This is a genomic window from Actinacidiphila paucisporea, from assembly GCF_900142575.1.
GTDB lineage: Bacteria > Actinomycetota > Actinomycetes > Streptomycetales > Streptomycetaceae > Actinacidiphila > Actinacidiphila paucisporea.
Window position 1 is genome coordinate 124,289 of sequence record NZ_FRBI01000001.1, and the last position, 18,932, is coordinate 143,220.

At 68.8% G+C, this 18,932-nt stretch carries 27 protein-coding genes and 1 pseudogene; 25 read left to right on the forward strand and 3 right to left on the reverse strand.

Annotation, left to right across the window (positions count from 1 at the left end; translation table 11 throughout):
• Positions 1-34 precede the first annotated feature (34 nt).
• Positions 35-1,315 (forward strand): acyltransferase family protein, encoded by a 1,281-nt coding sequence (locus BUE44_RS00605; protein WP_143172454.1) that lies wholly within the window; start codon positions 35-37, stop codon positions 1,313-1,315.
• Positions 1,316-1,338: 23 nt separating this feature from the next.
• On the opposite strand, the gene BUE44_RS37730 is transcribed toward BUE44_RS00605, so the two are convergent.
• Both BUE44_RS37730 and cpt read right to left on the reverse strand, forming a co-directional pair.
• A complete protein-coding gene (locus tag BUE44_RS37730; protein ID WP_200804312.1) occupies positions 1,339-1,767 on the reverse strand; it encodes an SRPBCC family protein in 429 nt (142 codons plus the stop codon).
• Positions 1,768-1,836: 69 nt separating this feature from the next.
• Positions 1,837-2,349 (reverse strand): annotated as a pseudogene (gene cpt, locus BUE44_RS37735) (chloramphenicol phosphotransferase CPT); the annotation flags it as partial.
• Between the two features lie 331 nt (positions 2,350-2,680).
• Between cpt and BUE44_RS00620 the strand changes: the two are divergent.
• Complete coding sequence (locus BUE44_RS00620; protein ID WP_073492393.1) at positions 2,681-5,128, forward strand: peptidoglycan recognition protein family protein; 2,448 nt, start codon at positions 2,681-2,683, stop codon at positions 5,126-5,128.
• A gap of 72 nt (positions 5,129-5,200) precedes the next feature.
• Here the strand turns inward: BUE44_RS00620 and BUE44_RS00625 are convergent, their stop codons facing one another.
• Positions 5,201-6,415, reverse strand: a complete 1,215-nt coding sequence (locus BUE44_RS00625) for an acyltransferase family protein (protein WP_073492395.1) — start codon at positions 6,413-6,415, stop codon at positions 5,201-5,203.
• Positions 6,416-6,957: 542 nt separating this feature from the next.
• On the opposite strand from BUE44_RS00625, the gene rpsJ reads away from it, so the two are divergent.
• The 23 genes from rpsJ (at position 6,958) to BUE44_RS00740 (ending at position 18,870) form a co-directional block, all read left to right on the forward strand.
• A complete protein-coding gene (gene rpsJ, locus BUE44_RS00630) occupies positions 6,958-7,266 on the forward strand; it encodes a 30S ribosomal protein S10 (RefSeq protein ID WP_073492397.1) in 309 nt (102 codons plus the stop codon).
• Positions 7,267-7,279: 13 nt separating this feature from the next.
• Positions 7,280-7,924, forward strand: a complete 645-nt coding sequence (gene rplC / locus BUE44_RS00635; RefSeq protein ID WP_073492399.1) for a 50S ribosomal protein L3 — start codon at positions 7,280-7,282, stop codon at positions 7,922-7,924.
• A gap of 5 nt (positions 7,925-7,929) precedes the next feature.
• Positions 7,930-8,613: a 50S ribosomal protein L4 gene (gene rplD, locus BUE44_RS00640; protein WP_073492401.1), complete on the forward strand. Its 684-nt coding sequence runs from the start codon at positions 7,930-7,932 to the stop codon at positions 8,611-8,613.
• Positions 8,613-8,939 carry a 50S ribosomal protein L23 gene (rplW, locus tag BUE44_RS00645; protein ID WP_073492403.1) on the forward strand — a complete coding sequence of 109 codons (327 nt, stop codon included), beginning with the start codon at positions 8,613-8,615 and terminating at the stop codon, positions 8,937-8,939. The genes rplD and rplW overlap by 1 nt, the downstream gene beginning before the upstream one ends.
• Positions 8,940-8,985: 46 nt before the next feature.
• Positions 8,986-9,822 carry a 50S ribosomal protein L2 gene (gene rplB, locus BUE44_RS00650; protein ID WP_073492405.1) on the forward strand — a complete coding sequence of 279 codons (837 nt, stop codon included), beginning with the start codon at positions 8,986-8,988 and terminating at the stop codon, positions 9,820-9,822.
• Between the two features lie 12 nt (positions 9,823-9,834).
• Positions 9,835-10,116 carry a 30S ribosomal protein S19 gene (rpsS, locus tag BUE44_RS00655; protein ID WP_033177798.1) on the forward strand — a complete coding sequence of 94 codons (282 nt, stop codon included), beginning with the start codon at positions 9,835-9,837 and terminating at the stop codon, positions 10,114-10,116.
• 44 nt (positions 10,117-10,160) lie between these two features.
• Complete coding sequence (gene rplV / locus BUE44_RS00660; RefSeq protein WP_073492408.1) at positions 10,161-10,508, forward strand: 50S ribosomal protein L22; 348 nt, start codon at positions 10,161-10,163, stop codon at positions 10,506-10,508.
• Positions 10,508-11,344 carry a 30S ribosomal protein S3 gene (rpsC, locus tag BUE44_RS00665; protein WP_073492410.1) on the forward strand — a complete coding sequence of 279 codons (837 nt, stop codon included), beginning with the start codon at positions 10,508-10,510 and terminating at the stop codon, positions 11,342-11,344. Before rplV ends, rpsC begins: the two co-directional genes overlap by 1 nt.
• A gap of 5 nt (positions 11,345-11,349) precedes the next feature.
• Positions 11,350-11,769, forward strand: a complete 420-nt coding sequence (gene rplP, locus BUE44_RS00670; RefSeq protein ID WP_033177801.1) for a 50S ribosomal protein L16 — start codon at positions 11,350-11,352, stop codon at positions 11,767-11,769.
• Positions 11,769-12,002 carry a 50S ribosomal protein L29 gene (rpmC, locus tag BUE44_RS00675; RefSeq protein ID WP_073492412.1) on the forward strand — a complete coding sequence of 78 codons (234 nt, stop codon included), beginning with the start codon at positions 11,769-11,771 and terminating at the stop codon, positions 12,000-12,002. Before rplP ends, rpmC begins: the two co-directional genes overlap by 1 nt.
• The gene (gene rpsQ, locus BUE44_RS00680) at positions 12,002-12,289 is read left to right on the forward strand and encodes a 30S ribosomal protein S17 (RefSeq protein WP_033177803.1); all 288 of its coding nucleotides are present in this window, start codon (positions 12,002-12,004) and stop codon (positions 12,287-12,289) included. Before rpmC ends, rpsQ begins: the two co-directional genes overlap by 1 nt.
• Before the next feature lie 121 nt (positions 12,290-12,410).
• The gene (rplN, locus tag BUE44_RS00685; RefSeq protein WP_073492414.1) at positions 12,411-12,779 is read left to right on the forward strand and encodes a 50S ribosomal protein L14; all 369 of its coding nucleotides are present in this window, start codon (positions 12,411-12,413) and stop codon (positions 12,777-12,779) included.
• Between the two features lie 3 nt (positions 12,780-12,782).
• Positions 12,783-13,106, forward strand: coding sequence for a 50S ribosomal protein L24 (gene rplX, locus BUE44_RS00690; RefSeq protein ID WP_033177804.1), 324 nt, complete (start codon positions 12,783-12,785; stop codon positions 13,104-13,106).
• Positions 13,106-13,666, forward strand: coding sequence for a 50S ribosomal protein L5 (gene rplE / locus BUE44_RS00695; protein ID WP_033177805.1), 561 nt, complete (start codon positions 13,106-13,108; stop codon positions 13,664-13,666). The genes rplX and rplE overlap by 1 nt, the downstream gene beginning before the upstream one ends.
• 2 nt (positions 13,667-13,668) lie before the next feature.
• The gene (locus BUE44_RS00700; protein ID WP_073492416.1) at positions 13,669-13,854 is read left to right on the forward strand and encodes a type Z 30S ribosomal protein S14; all 186 of its coding nucleotides are present in this window, start codon (positions 13,669-13,671) and stop codon (positions 13,852-13,854) included.
• Positions 13,855-14,063: 209 nt separating this feature from the next.
• Positions 14,064-14,462 (forward strand): 30S ribosomal protein S8, encoded by a 399-nt coding sequence (rpsH, locus tag BUE44_RS00705; RefSeq protein ID WP_033177924.1) that lies wholly within the window; start codon positions 14,064-14,066, stop codon positions 14,460-14,462.
• 21 nt (positions 14,463-14,483) lie between these two features.
• Entirely contained in the window at positions 14,484-15,023 is a 540-nt protein-coding gene (gene rplF, locus BUE44_RS00710) for a 50S ribosomal protein L6 (protein ID WP_033177807.1), read from the forward strand.
• Between the two features lie 2 nt (positions 15,024-15,025).
• Positions 15,026-15,409: a 50S ribosomal protein L18 gene (gene rplR / locus BUE44_RS00715; RefSeq protein ID WP_073492418.1), complete on the forward strand. Its 384-nt coding sequence runs from the start codon at positions 15,026-15,028 to the stop codon at positions 15,407-15,409.
• 52 nt (positions 15,410-15,461) lie between these two features.
• Positions 15,462-16,067, forward strand: coding sequence for a 30S ribosomal protein S5 (gene rpsE, locus BUE44_RS00720; protein WP_073492420.1), 606 nt, complete (start codon positions 15,462-15,464; stop codon positions 16,065-16,067).
• The gene (gene rpmD / locus BUE44_RS00725; protein ID WP_031524772.1) at positions 16,067-16,249 is read left to right on the forward strand and encodes a 50S ribosomal protein L30; all 183 of its coding nucleotides are present in this window, start codon (positions 16,067-16,069) and stop codon (positions 16,247-16,249) included. Before rpsE ends, rpmD begins: the two co-directional genes overlap by 1 nt.
• Before the next feature lie 2 nt (positions 16,250-16,251).
• Complete coding sequence (gene rplO / locus BUE44_RS00730; RefSeq protein WP_073492422.1) at positions 16,252-16,704, forward strand: 50S ribosomal protein L15; 453 nt, start codon at positions 16,252-16,254, stop codon at positions 16,702-16,704.
• 190 nt (positions 16,705-16,894) lie between these two features.
• Complete coding sequence (gene secY / locus BUE44_RS00735; RefSeq protein WP_073492424.1) at positions 16,895-18,211, forward strand: preprotein translocase subunit SecY; 1,317 nt, start codon at positions 16,895-16,897, stop codon at positions 18,209-18,211.
• Positions 18,211-18,870 carry an adenylate kinase gene (locus BUE44_RS00740; RefSeq protein ID WP_073492426.1) on the forward strand — a complete coding sequence of 220 codons (660 nt, stop codon included), beginning with the start codon at positions 18,211-18,213 and terminating at the stop codon, positions 18,868-18,870. Before secY ends, BUE44_RS00740 begins: the two co-directional genes overlap by 1 nt.
• Positions 18,871-18,932 lie beyond the last annotated feature (62 nt).

Genomic DNA, 18,932 nt, shown 5'->3' on the forward strand with positions numbered 1-18,932 from the left:
CCGATACGGCGACGTGCTGCTCCGGCTTGCCCTCATGCCCCCGTGCCCGCTCCGGCCTCTGCCCTCCGACAGGAGAACCCGACCATGCCACTCGGCCAGACGACCAGCCCCGCCCGGGGGGGCCGAGCACCCGCCGGACCGGCCGCCCGGCCACCCGGAAGGCGGCACGGCCGAGAACGGGGCGCCACCCCGGCCGGCGGCGCCCCCGGGCTACGGCGGGCGCGCCGACTCGCTGACGGCCCTGCGGTGGTTCGCCGCGCTGGGCGTCTTCGGCTTCCACACCGCGTCCGACCTGGCACCGCTGCCCGTCCTGGCCCCGCTGATGCGCATCGGCTACGAAGGGGTCCCGTTCTTCTTCGTGCTGTCCGGTTTCGTGCTGACCTGGTCCGCACGTCCCGGCGACACGGTGCGGAACTTCTACGTACGGCGCTTCGCGCGCGTCTGGCCGCTGCTTGCCGTGACGACCCTGCCGGCGCTCGCCATCGTCCACTACTGGAACCGTGCGGCCTTCTCGCCCGGCGGCACGGTGGAGACCCTGACCCTGACTCAGGTGTGGACCACCCACCACTTCTACACGGCGAACATCGTCACCTGGACGCTGTCCTGCGAGGCGTTCTTCTACCTGTCCCATCCCCTGCTCATCCGCCTGCTGTCCCGGCTGCGGGGCCGGTCCCTGGCGGCGACCGCCGCGGCGATGGTGCTGGTGACGCTGCTGACCCGTACGTGGCCCGGCTCCGGCGCCTTCCCCTTCGAGGCCGTACGCCTCACCTACGCCTCACCGCTCGCCCTCACCCCGATGTTCGTCGTCGGCATGTGCGCCGCGCTGGCGCTCAGGCGCGGCCGGCGGCCCGTGCTCGGCGTCGCACCGGCCATCGGCCTGCTCGCCGTGATCGTCGCCCTGCGCTGGCGCTCGGTCTTCCAGCCCGGTCTGATACCCGGCCTGCCGCCGGGTGCCGACTACTTCGACGCCGTCGTCGTGCCCGTCTTCGCGGTGCTGATCGCCGCGGCCGCGCTGCGCGACGTCGAACGCGGCGGCGGCCTGCTCGTCCACCCCGCGCTGGTCCGGCTCGGCGAGAGGTCCTTCGCCTTCTACCTCGTCCACTCCATGGTGCTCACCGCCTTCCGGCACTTCGGCATGGCGGCCCGCCTGCACACCGCGGGCGGCAAGGCGGTGATGCTCGTGCTGGTCCTGTCCGCCGCCACCTCGCTCGCGGCGGTCCTGCACGTCGCGGTGGAGCGGCCGGCGGAGCGCCACATCAGGCGGCGCCTGCAACGGCTTCCGGCAGGGGGTAGGCGTGCCCTTCAGGACCGGTGACAGGGGGGGCGGCGGCTGCGACGTCACACCCCGCCGGGCGGGGCGGCCTCCAGGACGTGCTTGAGGCGGTCCAGGTCGGCGGCGACCGTCGCGGCGTCCCGGTCGAATTCCTCGTCGGTCATGGCGGGGAGGTGGCGAATGGTGAAGACGACCTCGCTGGCCGGGCCGTCGGGCAGGACGCGGACGGGGTTGTGGACCGTCTCGCCGGTCGGGAGCGTCACGTCGTGGTCGAGGACGCCGAGGGGGTTGCGCGGGGTGAAGGTGACGGTGACGCGGCCCATCGGGGACTCCGCGACCCACTCCTCGCCCGTCCCCGATGGGCTGATGGAGCCGCTGAGGCCGTGCGCCCACGCGGGCAGGTTGGCCGGGTCGGCGGCGTACGCGTAGACCTCGCCGGCGGGACGGGCGATGCGGACGCTGAGGTGGCGCGATTCCTTGGCGATGCCGTTCATGGCTACGACGCTAGCCGCTGCCGGCGCACCTTTCTTGAACGAACCGGACACGCCGCGCTCTCCTTGGGCGTGTGCGGCGACGGTGCGGGCGCATGCCGCCGGGTCGGCGCGGGTGGTGTCGACCTCCAGGTCGTACACGACGCCCCGGTGGACCAGCTCCGCCTGGAGGGCGGCCATCCCGGTGGTGCGGTCACCGCGGGCGGCCTCGCGGGCGGCCGCCGTCGCGGGCTCGCAGCGGACGCCGACCCACAGCACCGGCAGGTCGCCCAGCGCCTCGCGCCAGCGTCGCTGGGAGTCCGGGCCACCGAGGAAGACCTCGTCGACGATGACGTGGGCGCCGGCGCGGGCCATCGCGGCGACACCGGTGACCCAGGCCGCCTCCAGGGCGCGGAACGCGGGGCCGACGCTCACTCCGCCATCCGGGGCGAACTCGATGCCCGCGTCCGAGTCCTGGAGTGCGGCGGGCAGCGCGTCGACGAAGTCGTCCACGCCGAAGGTCAACCAGGCGTCGGGCAGCACCGCCTGGAGACTGCGGGCGAGCGAGGACTTGCCCGAGCTCGATCCGCCGTTGAGAACGATCACCTGGATGGCCACCACGACACCGTACGGCCCGGCGGTCCCGGGAGGCCGGGATGATGCGTACTCCCAGGCAGGCGGCCCGAGTTGGCGTCCTCGACCTCGGCCTACCTCCTTCGTACGGAACCGCCCGGTGGGGCTGGAGTGTCGTCGCATACGCTGTGGGACTTCGAACGTTGAACGGTGCCATGAGGGGAGACATGTGAGAACACGTCGGGTGTGGGGAGCGGCTCTCGCGGCCGCGGTGGGCGTGTCAGGAATGGTGGGGCTTCAGCAGGCGGCGCAGGGGGCGCCGGGCAGTGGGGCGGGGGTGACCGGGGCGAGGGCGGCCGGCCCCGTGGCGAGTTCGGTGCACACGGTCGGACTGGCCGTCAGCAGCGACGGCTCCGCGGTGCTCGGCAGGCGCGGCACCGACCCGTTCAGCACGGTGGGCGTGTCGTGGCGGGACCCGAAGGCCGCCGGCCCCGCGCGGGTCGAGGTGCGCACCAGGGACGCCGGGACAGGTGCCTGGTCCGGGTGGCACCAGCTGGACGCGTCCGATCCGGTGGCCGGCCTCGGAGCCGGGGCGCGCGGCGCGACCGAGCCGCTGTGGGTCGGCCCTTCCGACGGCGTCCAGGTCCAGGTGGACGGGGGCGCGGGGGCGCTGCCCGCGGGGCTGCGGGTCGACATGGTCGGCGACGCCCCGAGCACGGGGGGCACCCAGGCGGCGGTCGCGCCGAGGGACACCCCGCGCCCGCCCGGTACCGGGCCGGCGTCCTCGGTGCCGCAGCCGACGATCGTGAACAGGGCCGGCTGGGGCGCGGACGAGTCGATCAGCCCCGAGGACCCGGTCTACATGGACGACGTCCACGGCATCTTCGTCCACCACACCGACGGCGCCGTCGACTACGACTGCGCCGACTCCCCGTCGATCATCCGCGGCATCTACGCCTACCACGTGCAGACCGAGGGCTGGAAGGACATCGGCTACAACTTCCTGGTCGACAAGTGCGGCACGGTCTTCGAGGGCCGCAAGGGCGGCGTGGACCAGCCGGTCGAGGGCGCGCACACCGCCGGGTGGAACCAGGACACCGCCGGCATCGCCGTGCTCGGCACCTACACGTCCGTCAGCGCCAGCAACGCCGCGCTGACGTCGATCGCCCGGGTGGCCGCGTGGAAGCTCGGGCAGTACGGGGTCGACCCGTCGAGCACGGTGACGCTGACCACCCAGACCACCCAGACCAGCGGCACCGGCCGGACCTTCACCGCCGGGCAGTCGTACCCCTTCGCGGCGATCTCCGCGCACCGTGACGGCGTGGCCACCGAGTGCCCGGGCGACATGCTCTACGCGCAGCTCGGCACGATCCGCAGCTATGCCGCGGGGCCGGTCGCCGGCCTGGCCGTCAGCTCGGTGAGCGGGGCGGCCTACCTGGACGGCGGGACCTACCACACCACCGGGCCCGCCACCGTCAACTGGACCACCTCGACGCCCAGTTCGCTGATCTCGGCCTTCAAGGTCCTGGTCGACGGCACCGCGGCCACCACCGTCGCGGGCACCGCGCGGTCGGCGACCGTCACGCTTCCGGTGGGCACGCACGCCGTCAGCGTCCAGGGCATCCACCAGTCGGGCAAGGCCGCGACCAGCGCGGCGACCACCGTCGTCGCCGACGCACCGCCGCCCGCGACAACCTTCCACCCGCTGACGCCGACCCGGCTGATGGACACCAGGTACGGCACGGGTGCGCCCAAGGGTGCGGTCGGTCCCGGTGGCGTGGTGAGCCTGCCGGTCACCGGCGGCAGCACGGGCGTGCCGGCCTCCGGCGTGACCGCGGTGGTGCTGAACGTGACCGCGACCGGCCCCACGGCGTCGAGCTACCTGTCGGTCTATCCGGACGGTACGGCCCGCACCAGCGCGTCGAACCTGAACTTCACGCCGGGCCAGACGATCCCGAACCTGGTCGTCGTGCCGGTCGTGAACGGCAAGGTCGACTTCTACAACCACGGCGGCAGCGTCAACGTCATCGCGGACGTCACCGGCTACTACACCGCCGACACCACGGGCTCGACGTACCGGACCCTGACGCCGACCCGGCTGATGGACACCAGGTACGGCACGGGTGTGCGCAAGGGTGCGGTCGGTCCCGGTGGCGTGGTGAGCCTGCCGGTCACCGGCGGCAGCACGGGCGTGCCGGCCTCCGGCGTGACCGCGGTGGTGCTGAACGTGACCGCGACCGGCCCCACGGCGTCGAGCTTCGTGTCGGTCTATCCGGACGGTACGGCCCGCACCAGCGCGTCGAACCTGAACTTCACGCCGGGCCAGACGATCCCGAACCTGGTCGTCGTGCCGGTCGTGAACGGCAAGGTCGACTTCTACAACCACGGCGGCAGCGTGAACCTGATCGCCGACATCTCCGGCTACTACACCTCGGCCACCACCGGTGCGAAGTACAGCAACCTCGGCCCGCGCCGGCTGATGGACACCCGCAGCGGCATCGGGGTGCGCACCGGCAAGGTCGGTCCGGGCGCGCTGGTGAGCCTGCCGGTCACCGGCGACAACGGCGTGCCGGTCAGCGGGGTGACCGCGGTGGTGCTGAACGTGACGGCGACCGGTCCCACGGCGTCGAGCTTCGTGTCGGTCTATCCGGACGGTACGACCCGCACCAGCGCGTCGAACCTGAACTTCGTGAAGGGCGAGACGATCCCGAACCTGGTCGTCGTGCCGGTCGTGAACGGCAAGGTCGACTTCTGGAACGCCTACGGCACCGTCGATCTGATCGCGGACATCATGGGCTACTACACCGGCTGACCCGGTCCGCCCACATGACGACGGGGGCCCGGCCGATCGGCCGGGCCCCCGTCGCCGTCACCGCCGTGCCGGTCAGGCGCTCGCCGCCCCGGCCTTCGCCCTGGCCGCCTCCGCCTCCGCGCGCACCCTGGGCGGGTTGAGCCCCTTGGCCAGGTGCTTGCGCATGAGCTTGCCGAACGGCTTCTCGACGAGACCGTTCATCAACCGGGCCAGCAGCAGCATCGAGCCGAGGGTCAGCAGCACCGTGGACCAGGGGCCGAGCCAGGACACGTGGGCCGACAGCTCCTTGCCCATCGGCACGCCGATGCTCTGGTGCACCAGGTAGAAGGGGTAGGTGAGCGCCCCGCCGGTGACCAGCCAGCGCCACTGCAGCTTCGCCAGCGGGCCGATCGTGGCGAGCATGAGCAGCGCGAGGAAGCCGGTCAGCAGGACCGTGCAGACCAGCCAGGACGTGTGCTGCGTGGAACCCGTGTCGAGAACGTGGGCGCTGCTCCTGCCGTACATCTCGCTGAGCTGGAAGAGCCAGGCCAGGCCGAGCACCATCCACAGCAGCAGGTTCTGGCCGAAGCGGTACATCAGGTAGACCGCGATGCCGGCGACGAACAGGCCGGCGTAGTCGGTGAGGGCGATCTCGCCCACCACCCGGTTGCTCATCTCGGCGCCGGCGGCCGCGACTCCCAGCCAGACCGTGCAGAAGCCCAGCATGCGGTGGTAGGTGAAGCCGAAGGCGAGCACCACCGCCATGAGCAGGTAGAACCGGGCCTCCACCCAGAGCGTCCAGGCCACGCCGTCGAGCGGCTCGACATGCAGCGCCCCCGGGGCCATGGTCAGGTTGGCGGCGACCACCCGCGGGGCGATGGCCTCACGCAGCCCGCCGCTGCCGCGTACGGTCACCGCCATGCACAGGACGACCAGCGCCAGGGCGCACCAGTAGGCGGGGTAGAGGCGCGACAGCCGGGATACCGCGAACTGCCCGGGTGTGCGGCCCCAGGCGCTCATGCAGATGACGAAGCCGCTGATCAGGAAGAACGCCTCCACGCCCAGCCAGCCGTACATCGACATCCGGTGCACGGGGGAGGCGAAGTCGGTCGGCGCGGTGCCCCAGTACGCCGGGCTCTCGGTGCCCAGGTAGTGGAACGACGCCACTGCCAGCGCCGCCACCAGACGGAGCATGTCCACCGCCGCCAGCCGTGCCCCGCGTGCGGCCGGCTCGGCGGGTCCGGGCGAGGCGCGGGCCGGGGATTCGACCTGCTCGGGCAGCGGCTGCCTCGGCGTGCGGCTGGTCATACTCACGAGTGGGCCTCTCGACGAGTTGACGAATGTGCCGGCGGCATACCGAGAGCGAACTCGGTGCTGGGCCGGCCTTTGGGGGTTCGACCACCGTGGCGTACGTATGGTTGTCCTCGTGTGCGATGCGGTTGCTCAGATGTGCGACACCGTATGGCTGCCCGCGTTTGCGGGCTGAACACAGAGGGGTAAGCTTCCCGGCTCGATTGGCGCCGGGTGCGGCCGGTATGGCAGACTACCCAAGTTGCTCGGTCGAGCGCCGATGCTGCGCGCCTCCCGTCGGGAGGACCGGAAGCGAGTCCCACGGTACTCGTCGCCCTAACTGCCCAGGTGGGCAGCGCTGGGGCGGACGTACGGGAATCTTCCGGGAAGTGTCAGTGCGGCTCCGGCCAGGCATCCGGTGGGTGATTTCTCCCACGCAACCCCCTGGTCAGGGAATTCCGCATGCGGAAAACCATGGCGAGGGGCGCGACACGCCCGACCGCGTGGGTCGGAGCAAGCGGATGCCGGAGCTGAATAGAGACAAGGACTACGGAGTAGCCATGGCGGGACAGAAGATCCGCATCCGGCTCAAGGCCTACGACCACGAAGTCATCGACTCCTCGGCGAAGAAGATCGTCGAGACGGTGACGCGTACTGGTGCGCAGGTCGCGGGCCCGGTGCCGCTGCCCACTGAGAAGAACGTGTACTGCGTCATCAAGTCGCCGCACAAGTACAAGGACGCGCGCGAGCACTTCGAGATGCGCACGCACAAGCGCCTGATCGACATCCTCGACCCGACGCCCAAGACCGTTGACTCGCTGATGCGCCTGGACCTTCCGGCCGGCGTCGACATCGAGATCAAGCTCTGAGAGGCGCGGAAAGATGACCAAGCAGATCAAGGGCATCCTGGGCGAGAAGCTCGGCATGACCCAGGTCTGGGACGAGAACAACCGTGTCGTCCCGGTGACCGTGGTCAAGGCCGGCCCCAACGTCGTGACCCAGGTCCGTACGAATGACGCCGACGGCTACGAGTCGGTCCAGATCGCCTTCGGCGAGATCGACCCCCGCAAGGTGAACAAGCCCCTCAAGGGTCACTTCGCCAAGGCCGACGTCACCCCCCGCCGCCACCTGGTGGAGCTGCGTACCGCTGACGCGGCCACGTACACGCTCGGCCAGGAGATCACCGCTGAGGTGTTCGAGGCCGGCATCAAGGTGGACGTGACCGGCAAGAGCAAGGGCAAGGGCTTCGCCGGTGTCATGAAGCGTCACAACTTCAAGGGCCTCGGCGCCGGCCACGGCGTCCAGCGCAAGCACCGCTCGCCGGGTTCCATCGGCGGCTGCGCCACCCCTGGGCGTGTCTTCAAGGGCATGCGCATGGCGGGCCGTATGGGCAACGAGCGGGTCACCACTCAGAACCTGACCGTCCACGCCGTTGACGCGGAGAAGGGACTGCTCCTCATCAAGGGCGCCGTCCCGGGCCCGAACGGCGGCCTCGTCCTGGTCCGCACCGCGGCCAAGGGGGCTTGAGGGATATGACGACCCCAAAGAACATTGACATCCTGTCGCCCGCGGGCGACACGACCGGGACCGTAGAGCTCCCGGCCGAGATCTTCGACGCCAAGGTCAGCATCCCGCTGATCCACCAGGTCGTCGTCGCGCAGCTGGCCGCGGCCCGTCAGGGCACGCACAAGGTCAAGACGCGTGGCGAGGTCCGCGGTGGTGGCCGCAAGCCGTACCGCCAGAAGGGCACCGGCCGTGCCCGCCAGGGCTCGACCCGCGCGCCGCAGTTCGCCGGCGGTGGCGTCGTCCACGGTCCGGTACCGCGCGACTACTCGCAGCGCACCCCGAAGAAGATGATCAGGGCCGCCCTGCGCGGCGCCCTGACCGACCGGGCGCGGCACAACCGCATTCACGTCGTCACCGGCGTGATCGACGGTACGGCGCCGTCCACCAAGGCCGCCAGGACGCTGCTCGGCAAGATCAGCGAGCGCAAGAACGTGCTCCTGGTCATCGAGCGGGCCGACGAGGCCGGCTGGCTGTCCGCACGCAACCTGCCCCAGGTGCACATCCTGGAGGCCGGTCAGCTGAACACGTACGACGTGCTCGTCTCCGACGACGTGGTCTTCACCAAGGCCGCGTTCGACCGCTTCACCGGTGCCGGTGACGAGGACGTCGAAATCGTCGACGCGGCCGAGCTGGAAGGGAGCGACGCCTGATGGCCGAGCAGACCGTGATCACCAGCAAGACCTACACGGACCCCCGTGACCTGCTGATCAAGCCGGTGGTCTCCGAGAAGAGCTACGCGCTGCTCGACGAGAACAAGTACACGTTCGTCGTCGACCCGCGTGCCAACAAGACCCAGATCAAGCAGGCCGTCGAGACGGTCTTCCAGGTCAAGGTCACCGGGGTCAACACGATCAACCGGCAGGGCAAGCGCAAGCGCACCCGCACCGGTTTCGGCAAGCGGGCCAACACCAAGCGCGCCATCGTGACCCTCGCCGAGGGCGACCGAATCGACATCTTCGGCGGCCCGGTCTCCTAACGGAGGCTGGCCGTTCAGAAGTCCGGAATCATCCGAGGACTGAGAAATGGGTATCCGCAAGTACAAGCCGACGACCCCGGGCCGTCGTGGCTCCAGCGTCGCCGACTTTGTCGAGATCACGCGGTCCACGCCGGAGAAGTCGCTGGTCCGCCCGCTGCACAGCAAGGGCGGCCGTAACAACGCCGGTCGTGTGACCGTTCGCCACCAGGGTGGTGGCCACAAGCGCGCCTACCGTGTCATCGACTTCCGTCGGCACGACAAGGACGGCGTGCCCGCCAAGGTCGCGCACATCGAGTACGACCCCAACCGCACCGCGCGCATCGCGCTGCTGCACTACGCGGACGGCGAGAAGCGCTACATCCTCGCCCCCGCGAAGCTCCAGCAGGGCGACCGGATCGAGAACGGCCCCAACGCCGACATCAAGCCGGGCAACAACCTGCCGCTGCGCAACATCCCGGTGGGTACCACGATCCACGCGATCGAGCTGCGGCCCGGTGGCGGCGCGAAGATCTCCCGCTCCGCGGGCGCTTCGGTCCAGCTGCTGGCGAAGGAGGGCACCATGGCCACCCTTCGTATGCCGTCCGGCGAGGTCCGGATGGTCGACGTCCGCTGCCGCGCCACCATCGGTGAGGTCGGCAACGCCGAGCAGTCGAACATCAACTGGGGCAAGGCCGGCCGTATGCGCTGGAAGGGCGTACGCCCGACCGTCCGCGGTGTCGCCATGAACCCGGTGGACCACCCGCACGGTGGTGGTGAGGGCAAGACCTCCGGTGGTCGCCACCCGGTCTCCCCGTGGGGTCAGAAGGAAGGTCGTACGCGCTCGCCGAAGAAGGCATCGAGCAAGTACATCGTCCGCCGCCGCAAGACGAACAAGAAGCGCTAGGAGCGGGTTTAGATGCCGCGCAGTCTCAAGAAGGGGCCCTTCGTCGACGACCACCTGATCAAGAAGGTGGACGTCCAGAACGAAGCAGGCACCAAGAACGTCATCAAGACCTGGTCCCGCCGCTCGATGATCATCCCGGCGATGCTGGGCCACACGATCGCGGTGCACGACGGCCGTAAGCACGTCCCGGTGTTTGTCACTGAGTCGATGGTCGGCCACAAGCTCGGCGAGTTCGCACCGACCCGCACCTTCCGCGGGCACGAGAAGGACGACCGCAAGTCGCGGCGTCGCTGAGCGGGCTGAAAACCGTGACGAAGACAGACACTGAAGGGACGACCATGGAAGCCAGGGCCCAGGCGCGGTACATCCGCGTCACGCCCATGAAGGCCCGCCGTGTGGTGGACCTCATCCGTGGCATGAATGCCACGGAGGCTCAGGCGGTCCTGCGTTTCACCCCGCAGGCCGCGAGCGAGCCGGTCGGCAAGGTGCTCGACAGCGCCATCGCCAACGCCGCGCACAACTACGACCACACGGACGCCGAGTCGCTGTACATCAGCGAGGCGTACGTGGACGAGGGCCCGACCCTGAAGCGGTTCCGGCCGCGTGCCCAGGGCCGTGCCTACCGGATCCGCAAGCGGACCAGCCACATCACCGTGGTCGTCGCCAGCAAGGAAGGGACCCGGTAATGGGCCAGAAGGTTAACCCTTACGGGTTCCGGCTCGGCATCACCACGGACTTCAAGTCCCGGTGGTACGCCGACAAGCTGTACAAGGACTACGTCAAGGAAGACGTCGCCATCCGCAAGATGATGACGCAGGGCATGGAGCGGGCCGGCATCTCCAAGGTGGAGATCGAGCGCACCCGCGACCGCGTCCGCGTCGACATCCACACCGCGCGTCCGGGCATCGTCATCGGCCGCCGCGGCGCCGAGGCCGACCGCATCCGCGGTGACCTGGAGAAGCTGACCGGCAAGCAGGTCCAGCTGAACATCCTCGAGGTCAAGAACCCCGAGATGGACGCTCAGCTGGTGGCCCAGGCCGTCGCCGAGCAGCTGTCCTCCCGCGTCTCCTTCCGCCGTGCCATGCGCAAGAGCATGCAGGGCACGCTGAAGGCCGGCGCCAAGGGCATCAAGATCCAGTGCGGCGGCCGTCTCGGCGGCGCCGAGATGTCCCGCTCGGAGTTCTACCGCGAGGGCCGCGTCCCGCTGCACACGCTGCGGGCGAACGTGGACTACGGCTTCTTCGAGGCCAAGACCACCTTCGGCCGGATCGGCGTGAAGGTGTGGATCTACAAGGGCGACGTCAAGAACATCGCCGAGGTCCGTGCCGACAACGCGGCCGCCAGGGCGGGCAACCGTCCGGCCCGCGGTGGCGGCAACGAGCGTCCGCAGCGTCGCGGTGGCGAGCGCGGTGGCGAGCGCGGTGGCCGTGGTCGTCGTCCCCAGACGGAAGGCGCGGCCCCCAAGGCCGAGGCGCCCGCCGCTGAGGCCCCGGCCGCGGAGACCCCCGGAACGGAAGGCTAAGTACCATGCTGATCCCCCGCAGGGTCAAGCACCGCAAGCAGCACCACCCGACCCGTCGTGGCATGGCCAAGGGCGGCACGGAGCTGGCGTTCGGCGAGTACGGCCTGCAGGCCGTCACTCCCGCGTATGTGACCAACCGGCAGATCGAGTCCGCTCGTATCTCCATCACCCGGCACATCAAGCGCGGCGGCAAGGTCTGGATCAACATCTACCCGGACCGTCCGCTGACGAAGAAGCCGGCCGAGACCCGCATGGGTTCCGGTAAGGGTTCCCCCGAGTGGTGGATCGCGAACGTCAAGCCCGGTCGGGTGATGTTCGAGCTGTCCTTCCCGAACGAGAAGGTTGCCCGCGAGGCGCTCACCCGCGCCGCGCACAAGCTTCCGATGAAGTGCCGCATCGTGCGGCGCGAGGCAGGTGAGTCGTGATGGCGGCCGGTACCAAGGCGACCGAGCTGCGCCAGCTCGGCGACGAGGAGCTCGTCGGCAAGCTGCGCGAGGCCAAGGAGGAGCTTTTCAACCTCCGCTTCCAGGCGGCCACCGGGCAGCTGGAGAACAACGGCCGGCTCAGGGTCGTCCGCAAGGACATCGCCCGGATCTACACCCTCATGCGTGAGCGCGAGCTGGGCATCGAGACGGTGGAGACGGTGGAGAGCGCCTGATGAGCGAGAAGAATGTGACTGAGACCAGCACCGAGCAGCGCGGCTTCCGCAAGACCCGTGAGGGCCTGGTGGTCAGCGACAAGATGGACAAGACCGTTGTCGTCGCCGTCGAGGACCGCGTCAAGCACGCCCTGTACGGCAAGGTCATCCGCCGCACCAACAAGCTGAAGGCGCACGACGAGCAGAACGCCGCGGGCATCGGCGACCGGGTCCTCCTCATGGAGACCCGGCCGACCTCCGCCACGAAGCGGTGGCGCGTCGTGGAGATCCTTGAGAAGGCCAAGTAAGGCCGAGTAATCCCTGAGCGGGTATCCGCTCAGGACCGTTCCGTCAGGCTCGGCGGCGGGGCCGCGACCGCGAGGCAGCGGCCCCCCGCCGGGAACCGACGCGACACATCAGGAGATAGACGTGATCCAGCAGGAGTCGCGACTCCGTATTGCTGACAACACCGGTGCCAAGGAGATCCTCTGCATCCGTGTTCTCGGCGGTTCGGGTCGCCGCTACGCGGGAATCGGTGACGTCATCGTCGCCACCGTCAAGGACGCGATCCCCGGTGGCAACGTGAAGAAGGGCGAGGTCGTCAAGGCGGTCATCGTCCGGACTGTCAAGGAGCGCCGTCGTGCCGACGGCTCGTACATCCGGTTCGACGAGAACGCCGCCGTCATCCTCAAGAACGACGGCGACCCCCGCGGCACCCGTATCTTCGGCCCGGTGGGTCGTGAGCTGCGCGAGAAGAAGTTCATGAAGATCGTCTCGCTCGCGCCGGAGGTGCTGTAACCGATGAAGATCAAGAAGGGCGACCTGGTCCAGGTCATCACCGGTAAGGACAAGGGCAAGCAGGGCAAGGTCATCGTGGCCTACCCCGCTCAGGACCGCGTCCTCGTCGAGGGTGTCAACCGGGTCAAGAAGCACACCAAGGCCGGCGCGACCGACCGCGGTTCGAAGACCGGCGGCATCATCACCACCGAGGCGCCCGTCCACGTCAGCAACGTGCAGCTGGTTGTTGAGAAGGACGGCAAGAAGGTCGTGACCCGCGTCGGCTACCGGTTCGACGACGAGGGCAACAAGATCCGCGTTGCCAAGCGGACCGGTGAGGACATCTGATGACTGCCACCACCACTTCACCGCGTCTCAAGACGCGCTACCGCGAGGAGATCGCGGGCAAGATGCGTGACCAGTTCTCGTACGAGAACGTCATGCAGATCCCCGGCCTGACCAAGATCGTGGTCAACATGGGTGTGGGCGACGCCGCCCGCGACTCCAAGCTGATCGAGGGCGCCATCCGCGACCTCGCCACGATCACCGGCCAGAAGCCGCAGGTCACCAAGGCCCGCAAGTCCATCGCGCAGTTCAAGCTGCGCGAGGGTCAGCCGATCGGTGCGCACGTCACGCTGCGCGGCGACCGCATGTGGGAGTTCCTGGACCGGCTGCTGTCGCTGGCGCTGCCGCGTATCCGCGACTTCCGCGGCCTGTCGCCGAAGCAGTTCGACGGCCGGGGCAACTACACCTTCGGTCTCACGGAGCAGGTCATGTTCCACGAGATCGACCAGGACAAGATCGACCGGGTCCGGGGCATGGACATCACCGTGGTCACCACGGCGACCAACGACGACGAGGGTCGTGCCCTCCTTCGTCACCTCGGCTTCCCGTTCAAGGAGAACTGACCGTGGCGAAGAAGGCTCTGATCGCTAAGGCCGCTCGCAAGCCCAAGTTCGCTGTGCGCGGCTACAACCGCTGCCAGCGCTGTGGCCGGCCGCACTCCGTCTACCGCAAGTTCGGCCTGTGCCGTGTGTGCCTTCGTGAGATGGCCCACCGCGGCGAGCTGCCGGGCGTGACCAAGAGCTCCTGGTAAGTCCCACCCGGGACCACCAGGAACTCTCGGTAAGCAGATGGACGGCGGGACCCCGCCCTTTCTTCCCGTAGGGTAGAAGGGTTGGGCGCCCGCCGCCCGCATCGACTTACTACGCCGTAGGTCCACCGCACCGCACCCGTCCCCGGTTTGCCCGGGGGAGAGGGATGGAGCACCAGGAAACCCCGGCGAGAGAGGCCCAGGGCCACTTCATGACCATGACCGACCCCATCGCGGACATGCTGACCCGTCTGCGTAACGCGAATTCGGCGTACCACGACGACGTCACCATGCCGTTCAGCAAGATCAAGTCGCACATCGCGGAGATCCTCCAGCAGGAGGGCTACATCACCGGCTGGAAGGTCGAGGACGCCGAGGTCGGCAAGAACCTCGTCCTTGAGCTGAAGTTCGGCCCGGAGCGCCAGCGCTCCATCGCCGGCATCAAGCGGATCAGCAAGCCGGGTCTGCGGGTCTACGCGAAGTCCACCAACCTGCCGAAGGTGCTCGGCGGCCTCGGCGTGGCGATCATCTCCACGTCGCACGGTCTGCTCACCGGCCAGCAGGCTCAGAAGAAGGGCGTGGGTGGGGAAGTCCTCGCCTACGTCTGGTAACCGGGAAAGCGAGGTATAGCAATGTCGCGCATCGGCAAGCTGCCCATCTCGGTTCCCGCCGGAGTGGACGTCACCATCGACGGCCGCACGGTTGCGGTGAAGGGCCCCAAGGGCTCCCTCACCCACACCGTTGCCGCGCCGATCGACATCGCCAAGGGCGAGGACGGCACTCTGCTGGTCACCCGCCCCAACGACGAGCGTGTCTCGAAGGCCCTGCACGGCCTGTCCCGCACGCTGGTGGCGAACATGATCACCGGCGTGACCGCGGGCTACAGCAAGCAGCTGGAAATCAGCGGAGTCGGCTACCGCGTCCAGGCGAAGGGCTCCAACCTGGAGTTCGCGCTCGGATACAGCCACCCGATTCTCGTCGAGGCCCCCGAGGGCATCTCCTTCAAGGTCGAGTCCCCGGTGAAGTTCTCCGTCGAGGGCATCGACAAGCAGAAGGTCGGCGAGGTCGCAGCGAACATCCGCAAGCTGCGCAAGCCCGACCCGTACAAGGCCAAGGGCGTCAAGTACGCCGGCGAGGTCATCCGCCGCAAGGTCGGAAAGGCGGGTAAGTAGCCATGGCATTCGGTGTAAAGATCGCCAAGGGCAAGGCCTACAAGAGTGCTGCGATCAAGCGTCGCCACATCCGGGTGCGCAAGCGCGTCTCCGGTACGACCGAGCGTCCGCGCCTGGTCGTGACCCGGTCCAACCGGGGCATCGTGGCGCAGGTCATCGACGACCTCGCGGGCCACACGCTCGCGTCGGCGTCGACCCTCGACGCGTCCATCCGCGGCGGCGAAGGCGACAAGAGCGCCAAGGCTAAGCAGGTCGGCCAGCTCGTGGCCGAGCGTGCGAAGGCCAAGGGCGTCGAGGCTGTCGTGTTCGACCGTGGCGGCAACCAGTACGCGGGGCGCATCGCCGCCCTGGCGGACGCCGCCCGCGAAGCCGGTCTGAAGTTCTGAGCCGGTTCCGTTAGCTAGCGGAGAAACGCTAAAGAATCGAGAGGTAATTCCAATGGCTGGACCCCAGCGCCGCGGTAGCGGTGCCGGTGGCGGCGAGCGACGGGACCGTAAGGACCGGCGGGACGGCGGCCAGCAGGCCGAGAAGACCGCTTATGTCGAGCGTGTCGTCGCGATCAATCGCGTCGCCAAGGTTGTGAAGGGTGGTCGTCGCTTCAGCTTCACCGCGCTGGTCGTGGTGGGCGACGGTGACGGCACCGTGGGTGTCGGTTACGGCAAGGCCAAGGAGGTGCCGGCCGCCATCGCCAAGGGTGTTGAGGAGGCCAAGAAGCACTTCTTCAAGGTCCCCCGTATCCAGGGCACCATCCCGCACCCCATCCAGGGCGAGAAGGCCGCAGGCGTCGTCCTGCTCAAGCCGGCTTCCCCCGGTACCGGTGTGATCGCCGGTGGCCCGGTGCGCGCCGTACTGGAGTGCGCGGGCATCCACGACGTGCTGTCCAAGAGCCTCGGCTCGGACAACGCGATCAACGTCGTGCACGCCACGGTGGCGGCGCTCCAGGGCCTTCAGCGGCCCGAGGAGATCGCGGCCCGCCGCGGCCTGCCGATCGAGGACGTCGCGCCCGCCGCACTGCTGCGGGCTCGTGCCGGAGTGGGTGTGTGATGGCGCGCCTGAAGGTCACGCAGACCAAGTCCTACATCGGCAGCAAGCAGAACCACCGTGACACCCTGCGTTCGCTCGGGCTCAAGCGCCTGCACGACGTCGTGGTCAAGGAGGACCGCCCGGAGATCCGCGGCATGGTCCACACCGTCCGCCACCTCGTCACGGTCGAGGAGGTCGACTGATCATGGGTGACAACCCGATCAAGATCCACAACCTGCGTCCCGCCCCGGGTGCCAAGACCGCGAAGACCCGTGTGGGTCGCGGTGAGGCCTCCAAGGGCAAGACGGCCGGTCGTGGCACCAAGGGCACCAAGGCCCGCTACCAGGTTCCGGAGCGCTTCGAGGGCGGGCAGATGCCCCTCCACATGCGCCTCCCGAAGCTCAAGGGCTTCAAGAACCCGTTCCGCACCGAGTACCAGGTCGTCAACCTGGACAAGCTCGCGACCCTCTACCCCGAGGGTGGCGAGGTGACCGTGGCCGACCTGGTCGCCAAGGGTGCGGTGCGCAAGAACCAGCTCGTCAAGGTGCTCGGCACCGGCGAGGTCTCCGTGGCGCTGCAGGTGACCGTTGACGCGGTCTCCGGCTCCGCCAAGGAGAAGATCGCCGCCGCCGGCGGCACCGTCGTCGAACTCATCTGAGCCCGACACGGACACGACCGGGGATGCCCAGAAACCTCTGGGCATCCCCGGTCGTTCGTTCCTGTGATTTTCCTTCCCCGGTTGGTCATTCCTTGCGGGGCCAAGTCGCCGGTAGGCTGACCGACGCTGCTGTCGTCAGAAACCTCATAAACCGTCCTTCCGCCCTCGCGCGGGGGGTGCAGGAGGCACCGTGCTCACCGCGTTCGCACGGGCGTTCAGGACGCCCGACCTGCGCAAGAAGCTGCTGTTCACTCTGAGCATCGTGGTGGTCTACCGCCTCGGAGCGCATGTACCGGTGCCGGGCATCGACTACACGGTCGTCAACGCCTGCATCAAGGAGACGAAGGGGAACAACAGCCTCTTCGGGCTGGTGAACATGTTCAGCGGCGGCGCGCTGCTGCAGCTGACCATCTTCGCGCTCGGGATCATGCCGTACATCACGGCGAGCATCATCCTCCAGCTGCTGACGGTGGTGATCCCGCGACTGGAAGCCCTCAAGAAGGAGGGCCAGGCCGGCACCACGAAGATCACGCAGTACACCCGCTACCTGACCGTCGCGCTGGCCGTGCTCCAGGGCACCGGCCTGGTCGCCACCGCCCGCTCCGGCAGCCTGTTCTCCGGCTGCAACAACGCGGGCTCGATCGTGCCGAACCAGTCGATCTTCACCACGATCACGATGGTCACCACGATGACCGCCGGCACCGTGGTGATCATGTGGCTGGGCGAGCTGGTCACCGACAAGGGCATCGGCAACGGCATGTCCATCCTGATGTTCGTCTCCATCGCGGCCGGCTTCCCCGGCTCGCTGTGGGCGATCAAGGTCTCCGGCAAGATCGCCGGCGGCTGGGTGGAATTCCTCGCGGTCCTCGCGGTGGGCCTGGCGATGGTCGGCCTGGTGGTCTTCGTCGAACAGGCGCAGCGCCGCATCCCGGTGCAGTACGCCAAGCGCATGATCGGCCGGCGCTCCTACGGCGGCACGTCCACGTACATCCCGCTCAAGGTCAACCAGGCCGGTGTCATCCCGGTCATCTTCGCGTCGTCGCTGCTGTACATCCCGGCGCTGATCGTGCAGTTCTCCGGCTCGACCGCGGGCTGGGCCCAGTGGATCAGCCGCAACTTCACCAAGGGCGACCACCCGGTGTACATGGCGGCCTACTTCCTGCTGATCGTCTTCTTCGCCTTCTTCTACGTCGCGATCTCCTTCAACCCCGAAGAAGTCGCAGACAACATGAAGAAGTATGGTGGGTTCATTCCGGGCATCCGTGCCGGTCGCCCCACCGCCGAATACCTGAGTTACGTGCTGAACCGCATCACGTGGCCAGGGGCGCTGTACCTGGGCCTCATCGCTCTTGTGCCGACGGTCGCCATCGCGATCTTCAACGGCAGCAACGGCAACTTCCCGCTCGGCGGTACCAGCATCCTGATCATCGTGGGTGTCGGTCTCGAGACGGTGAAGCAGATCGAGAGCCAGCTACAGCAGCGTAACTACGAAGGGTTCCTCCGCTGATGCGTATCGTCCTGGTCGGGCCGCCCGGCGCGGGCAAGGGGACGCAGGCCGCGTACCTCGCCAAGAACCTGTCGATCCCGCACATCTCCACGGGCGACCTGTTCCGCGCCAACATCAGCCAGGGCACCGAGCTGGGCAAGAAGGCCAAGGCCTACATGGACGCGGGCGACCTGGTCCCCGACGAGGTCACCATCGGCATGGCGGAGGACCGGCTGGACGCGCCCGACGCCGCCGGCGGCTTCCTGCTCGACGGCTTCCCGCGCAACGAGTTCCAGGCCCGGGCGCTCGACGCCTACCTCGCCGCGCACGGCATCAAGCTCGACGGCGTGCTGGACCTGGAGGTCCCGGAGGACGAGGTCGTCAAGCGCATCGCCGGCCGCCGGGTGTGCCGCAACGACAGCGCGCACGTCTTCCACGTCGAGTACAAGCAGCCCAAGGCCCCGGGCGTCTGCGACGAGTGCGGCGGCGAGCTGTACCAGCGCAGCGACGACGCCGAGGACAAGGTCCGCAACCGCCTCGACGTCTACCACCGCGAGACCGAGCCGATCATCGACTACTACAAGCAGCAGAATCTCGTGGTGACGATCTCCGCGCTCGGCCCGGTCGCCGACGTCACGAAGCGCGCGATGGACGCGCTCCAGGACCGGCGCGAGGACTGACCCCCGCCCGCGACGGCGGCAGCAGCACAGCACGGCATACGGCCGTGGTGCCCGGACGGGCA

Excerpts from the sequence above, each read along its gene's own strand:
- BUE44_RS00605 (WP_143172454.1), top strand. The coding sequence starts at position 35 with ATGCCCCCGTGCCCGCTCCGGCCTCTGCCCTCCGACAGGAGAACCCGA.
- BUE44_RS37730 (WP_200804312.1), bottom strand. The coding sequence starts at position 1,767 with ATGAACGGCATCGCCAAGGAATCGCGCCACCTCAGCGTCCGCATCGCC.
- BUE44_RS00625 (WP_073492395.1), bottom strand. The coding sequence starts at position 6,415 with ATGACCAGCCGCACGCCGAGGCAGCCGCTGCCCGAGCAGGTCGAATCC.
- rpsJ (WP_073492397.1), top strand. The coding sequence starts at position 6,958 with ATGGCGGGACAGAAGATCCGCATCCGGCTCAAGGCCTACGACCACGAA.
- rplC (WP_073492399.1), top strand. The coding sequence starts at position 7,280 with ATGACCAAGCAGATCAAGGGCATCCTGGGCGAGAAGCTCGGCATGACC.
- rplD (WP_073492401.1), top strand. The coding sequence starts at position 7,930 with ATGACGACCCCAAAGAACATTGACATCCTGTCGCCCGCGGGCGACACG.
- rplW (WP_073492403.1), top strand. The coding sequence starts at position 8,613 with ATGGCCGAGCAGACCGTGATCACCAGCAAGACCTACACGGACCCCCGT.
- rplB (WP_073492405.1), top strand. The coding sequence starts at position 8,986 with ATGGGTATCCGCAAGTACAAGCCGACGACCCCGGGCCGTCGTGGCTCC.
- rpsS (WP_033177798.1), top strand. The coding sequence starts at position 9,835 with ATGCCGCGCAGTCTCAAGAAGGGGCCCTTCGTCGACGACCACCTGATC.
- rplV (WP_073492408.1), top strand. The coding sequence starts at position 10,161 with ATGGAAGCCAGGGCCCAGGCGCGGTACATCCGCGTCACGCCCATGAAG.
- rpsC (WP_073492410.1), top strand. The coding sequence starts at position 10,508 with ATGGGCCAGAAGGTTAACCCTTACGGGTTCCGGCTCGGCATCACCACG.
- rplP (WP_033177801.1), top strand. The coding sequence starts at position 11,350 with ATGCTGATCCCCCGCAGGGTCAAGCACCGCAAGCAGCACCACCCGACC.
- rpmC (WP_073492412.1), top strand. The coding sequence starts at position 11,769 with ATGGCGGCCGGTACCAAGGCGACCGAGCTGCGCCAGCTCGGCGACGAG.
- rpsQ (WP_033177803.1), top strand. The coding sequence starts at position 12,002 with ATGAGCGAGAAGAATGTGACTGAGACCAGCACCGAGCAGCGCGGCTTC.
- rplX (WP_033177804.1), top strand. The coding sequence starts at position 12,783 with ATGAAGATCAAGAAGGGCGACCTGGTCCAGGTCATCACCGGTAAGGAC.
- rplE (WP_033177805.1), top strand. The coding sequence starts at position 13,106 with ATGACTGCCACCACCACTTCACCGCGTCTCAAGACGCGCTACCGCGAG.
- rpsH (WP_033177924.1), top strand. The coding sequence starts at position 14,064 with ATGACCATGACCGACCCCATCGCGGACATGCTGACCCGTCTGCGTAAC.
- rplF (WP_033177807.1), top strand. The coding sequence starts at position 14,484 with ATGTCGCGCATCGGCAAGCTGCCCATCTCGGTTCCCGCCGGAGTGGAC.
- rplR (WP_073492418.1), top strand. The coding sequence starts at position 15,026 with ATGGCATTCGGTGTAAAGATCGCCAAGGGCAAGGCCTACAAGAGTGCT.
- rpsE (WP_073492420.1), top strand. The coding sequence starts at position 15,462 with ATGGCTGGACCCCAGCGCCGCGGTAGCGGTGCCGGTGGCGGCGAGCGA.
- rpmD (WP_031524772.1), top strand. The coding sequence starts at position 16,067 with ATGGCGCGCCTGAAGGTCACGCAGACCAAGTCCTACATCGGCAGCAAG.
- rplO (WP_073492422.1), top strand. The coding sequence starts at position 16,252 with ATGGGTGACAACCCGATCAAGATCCACAACCTGCGTCCCGCCCCGGGT.
- BUE44_RS00740 (WP_073492426.1), top strand. The coding sequence starts at position 18,211 with ATGCGTATCGTCCTGGTCGGGCCGCCCGGCGCGGGCAAGGGGACGCAG.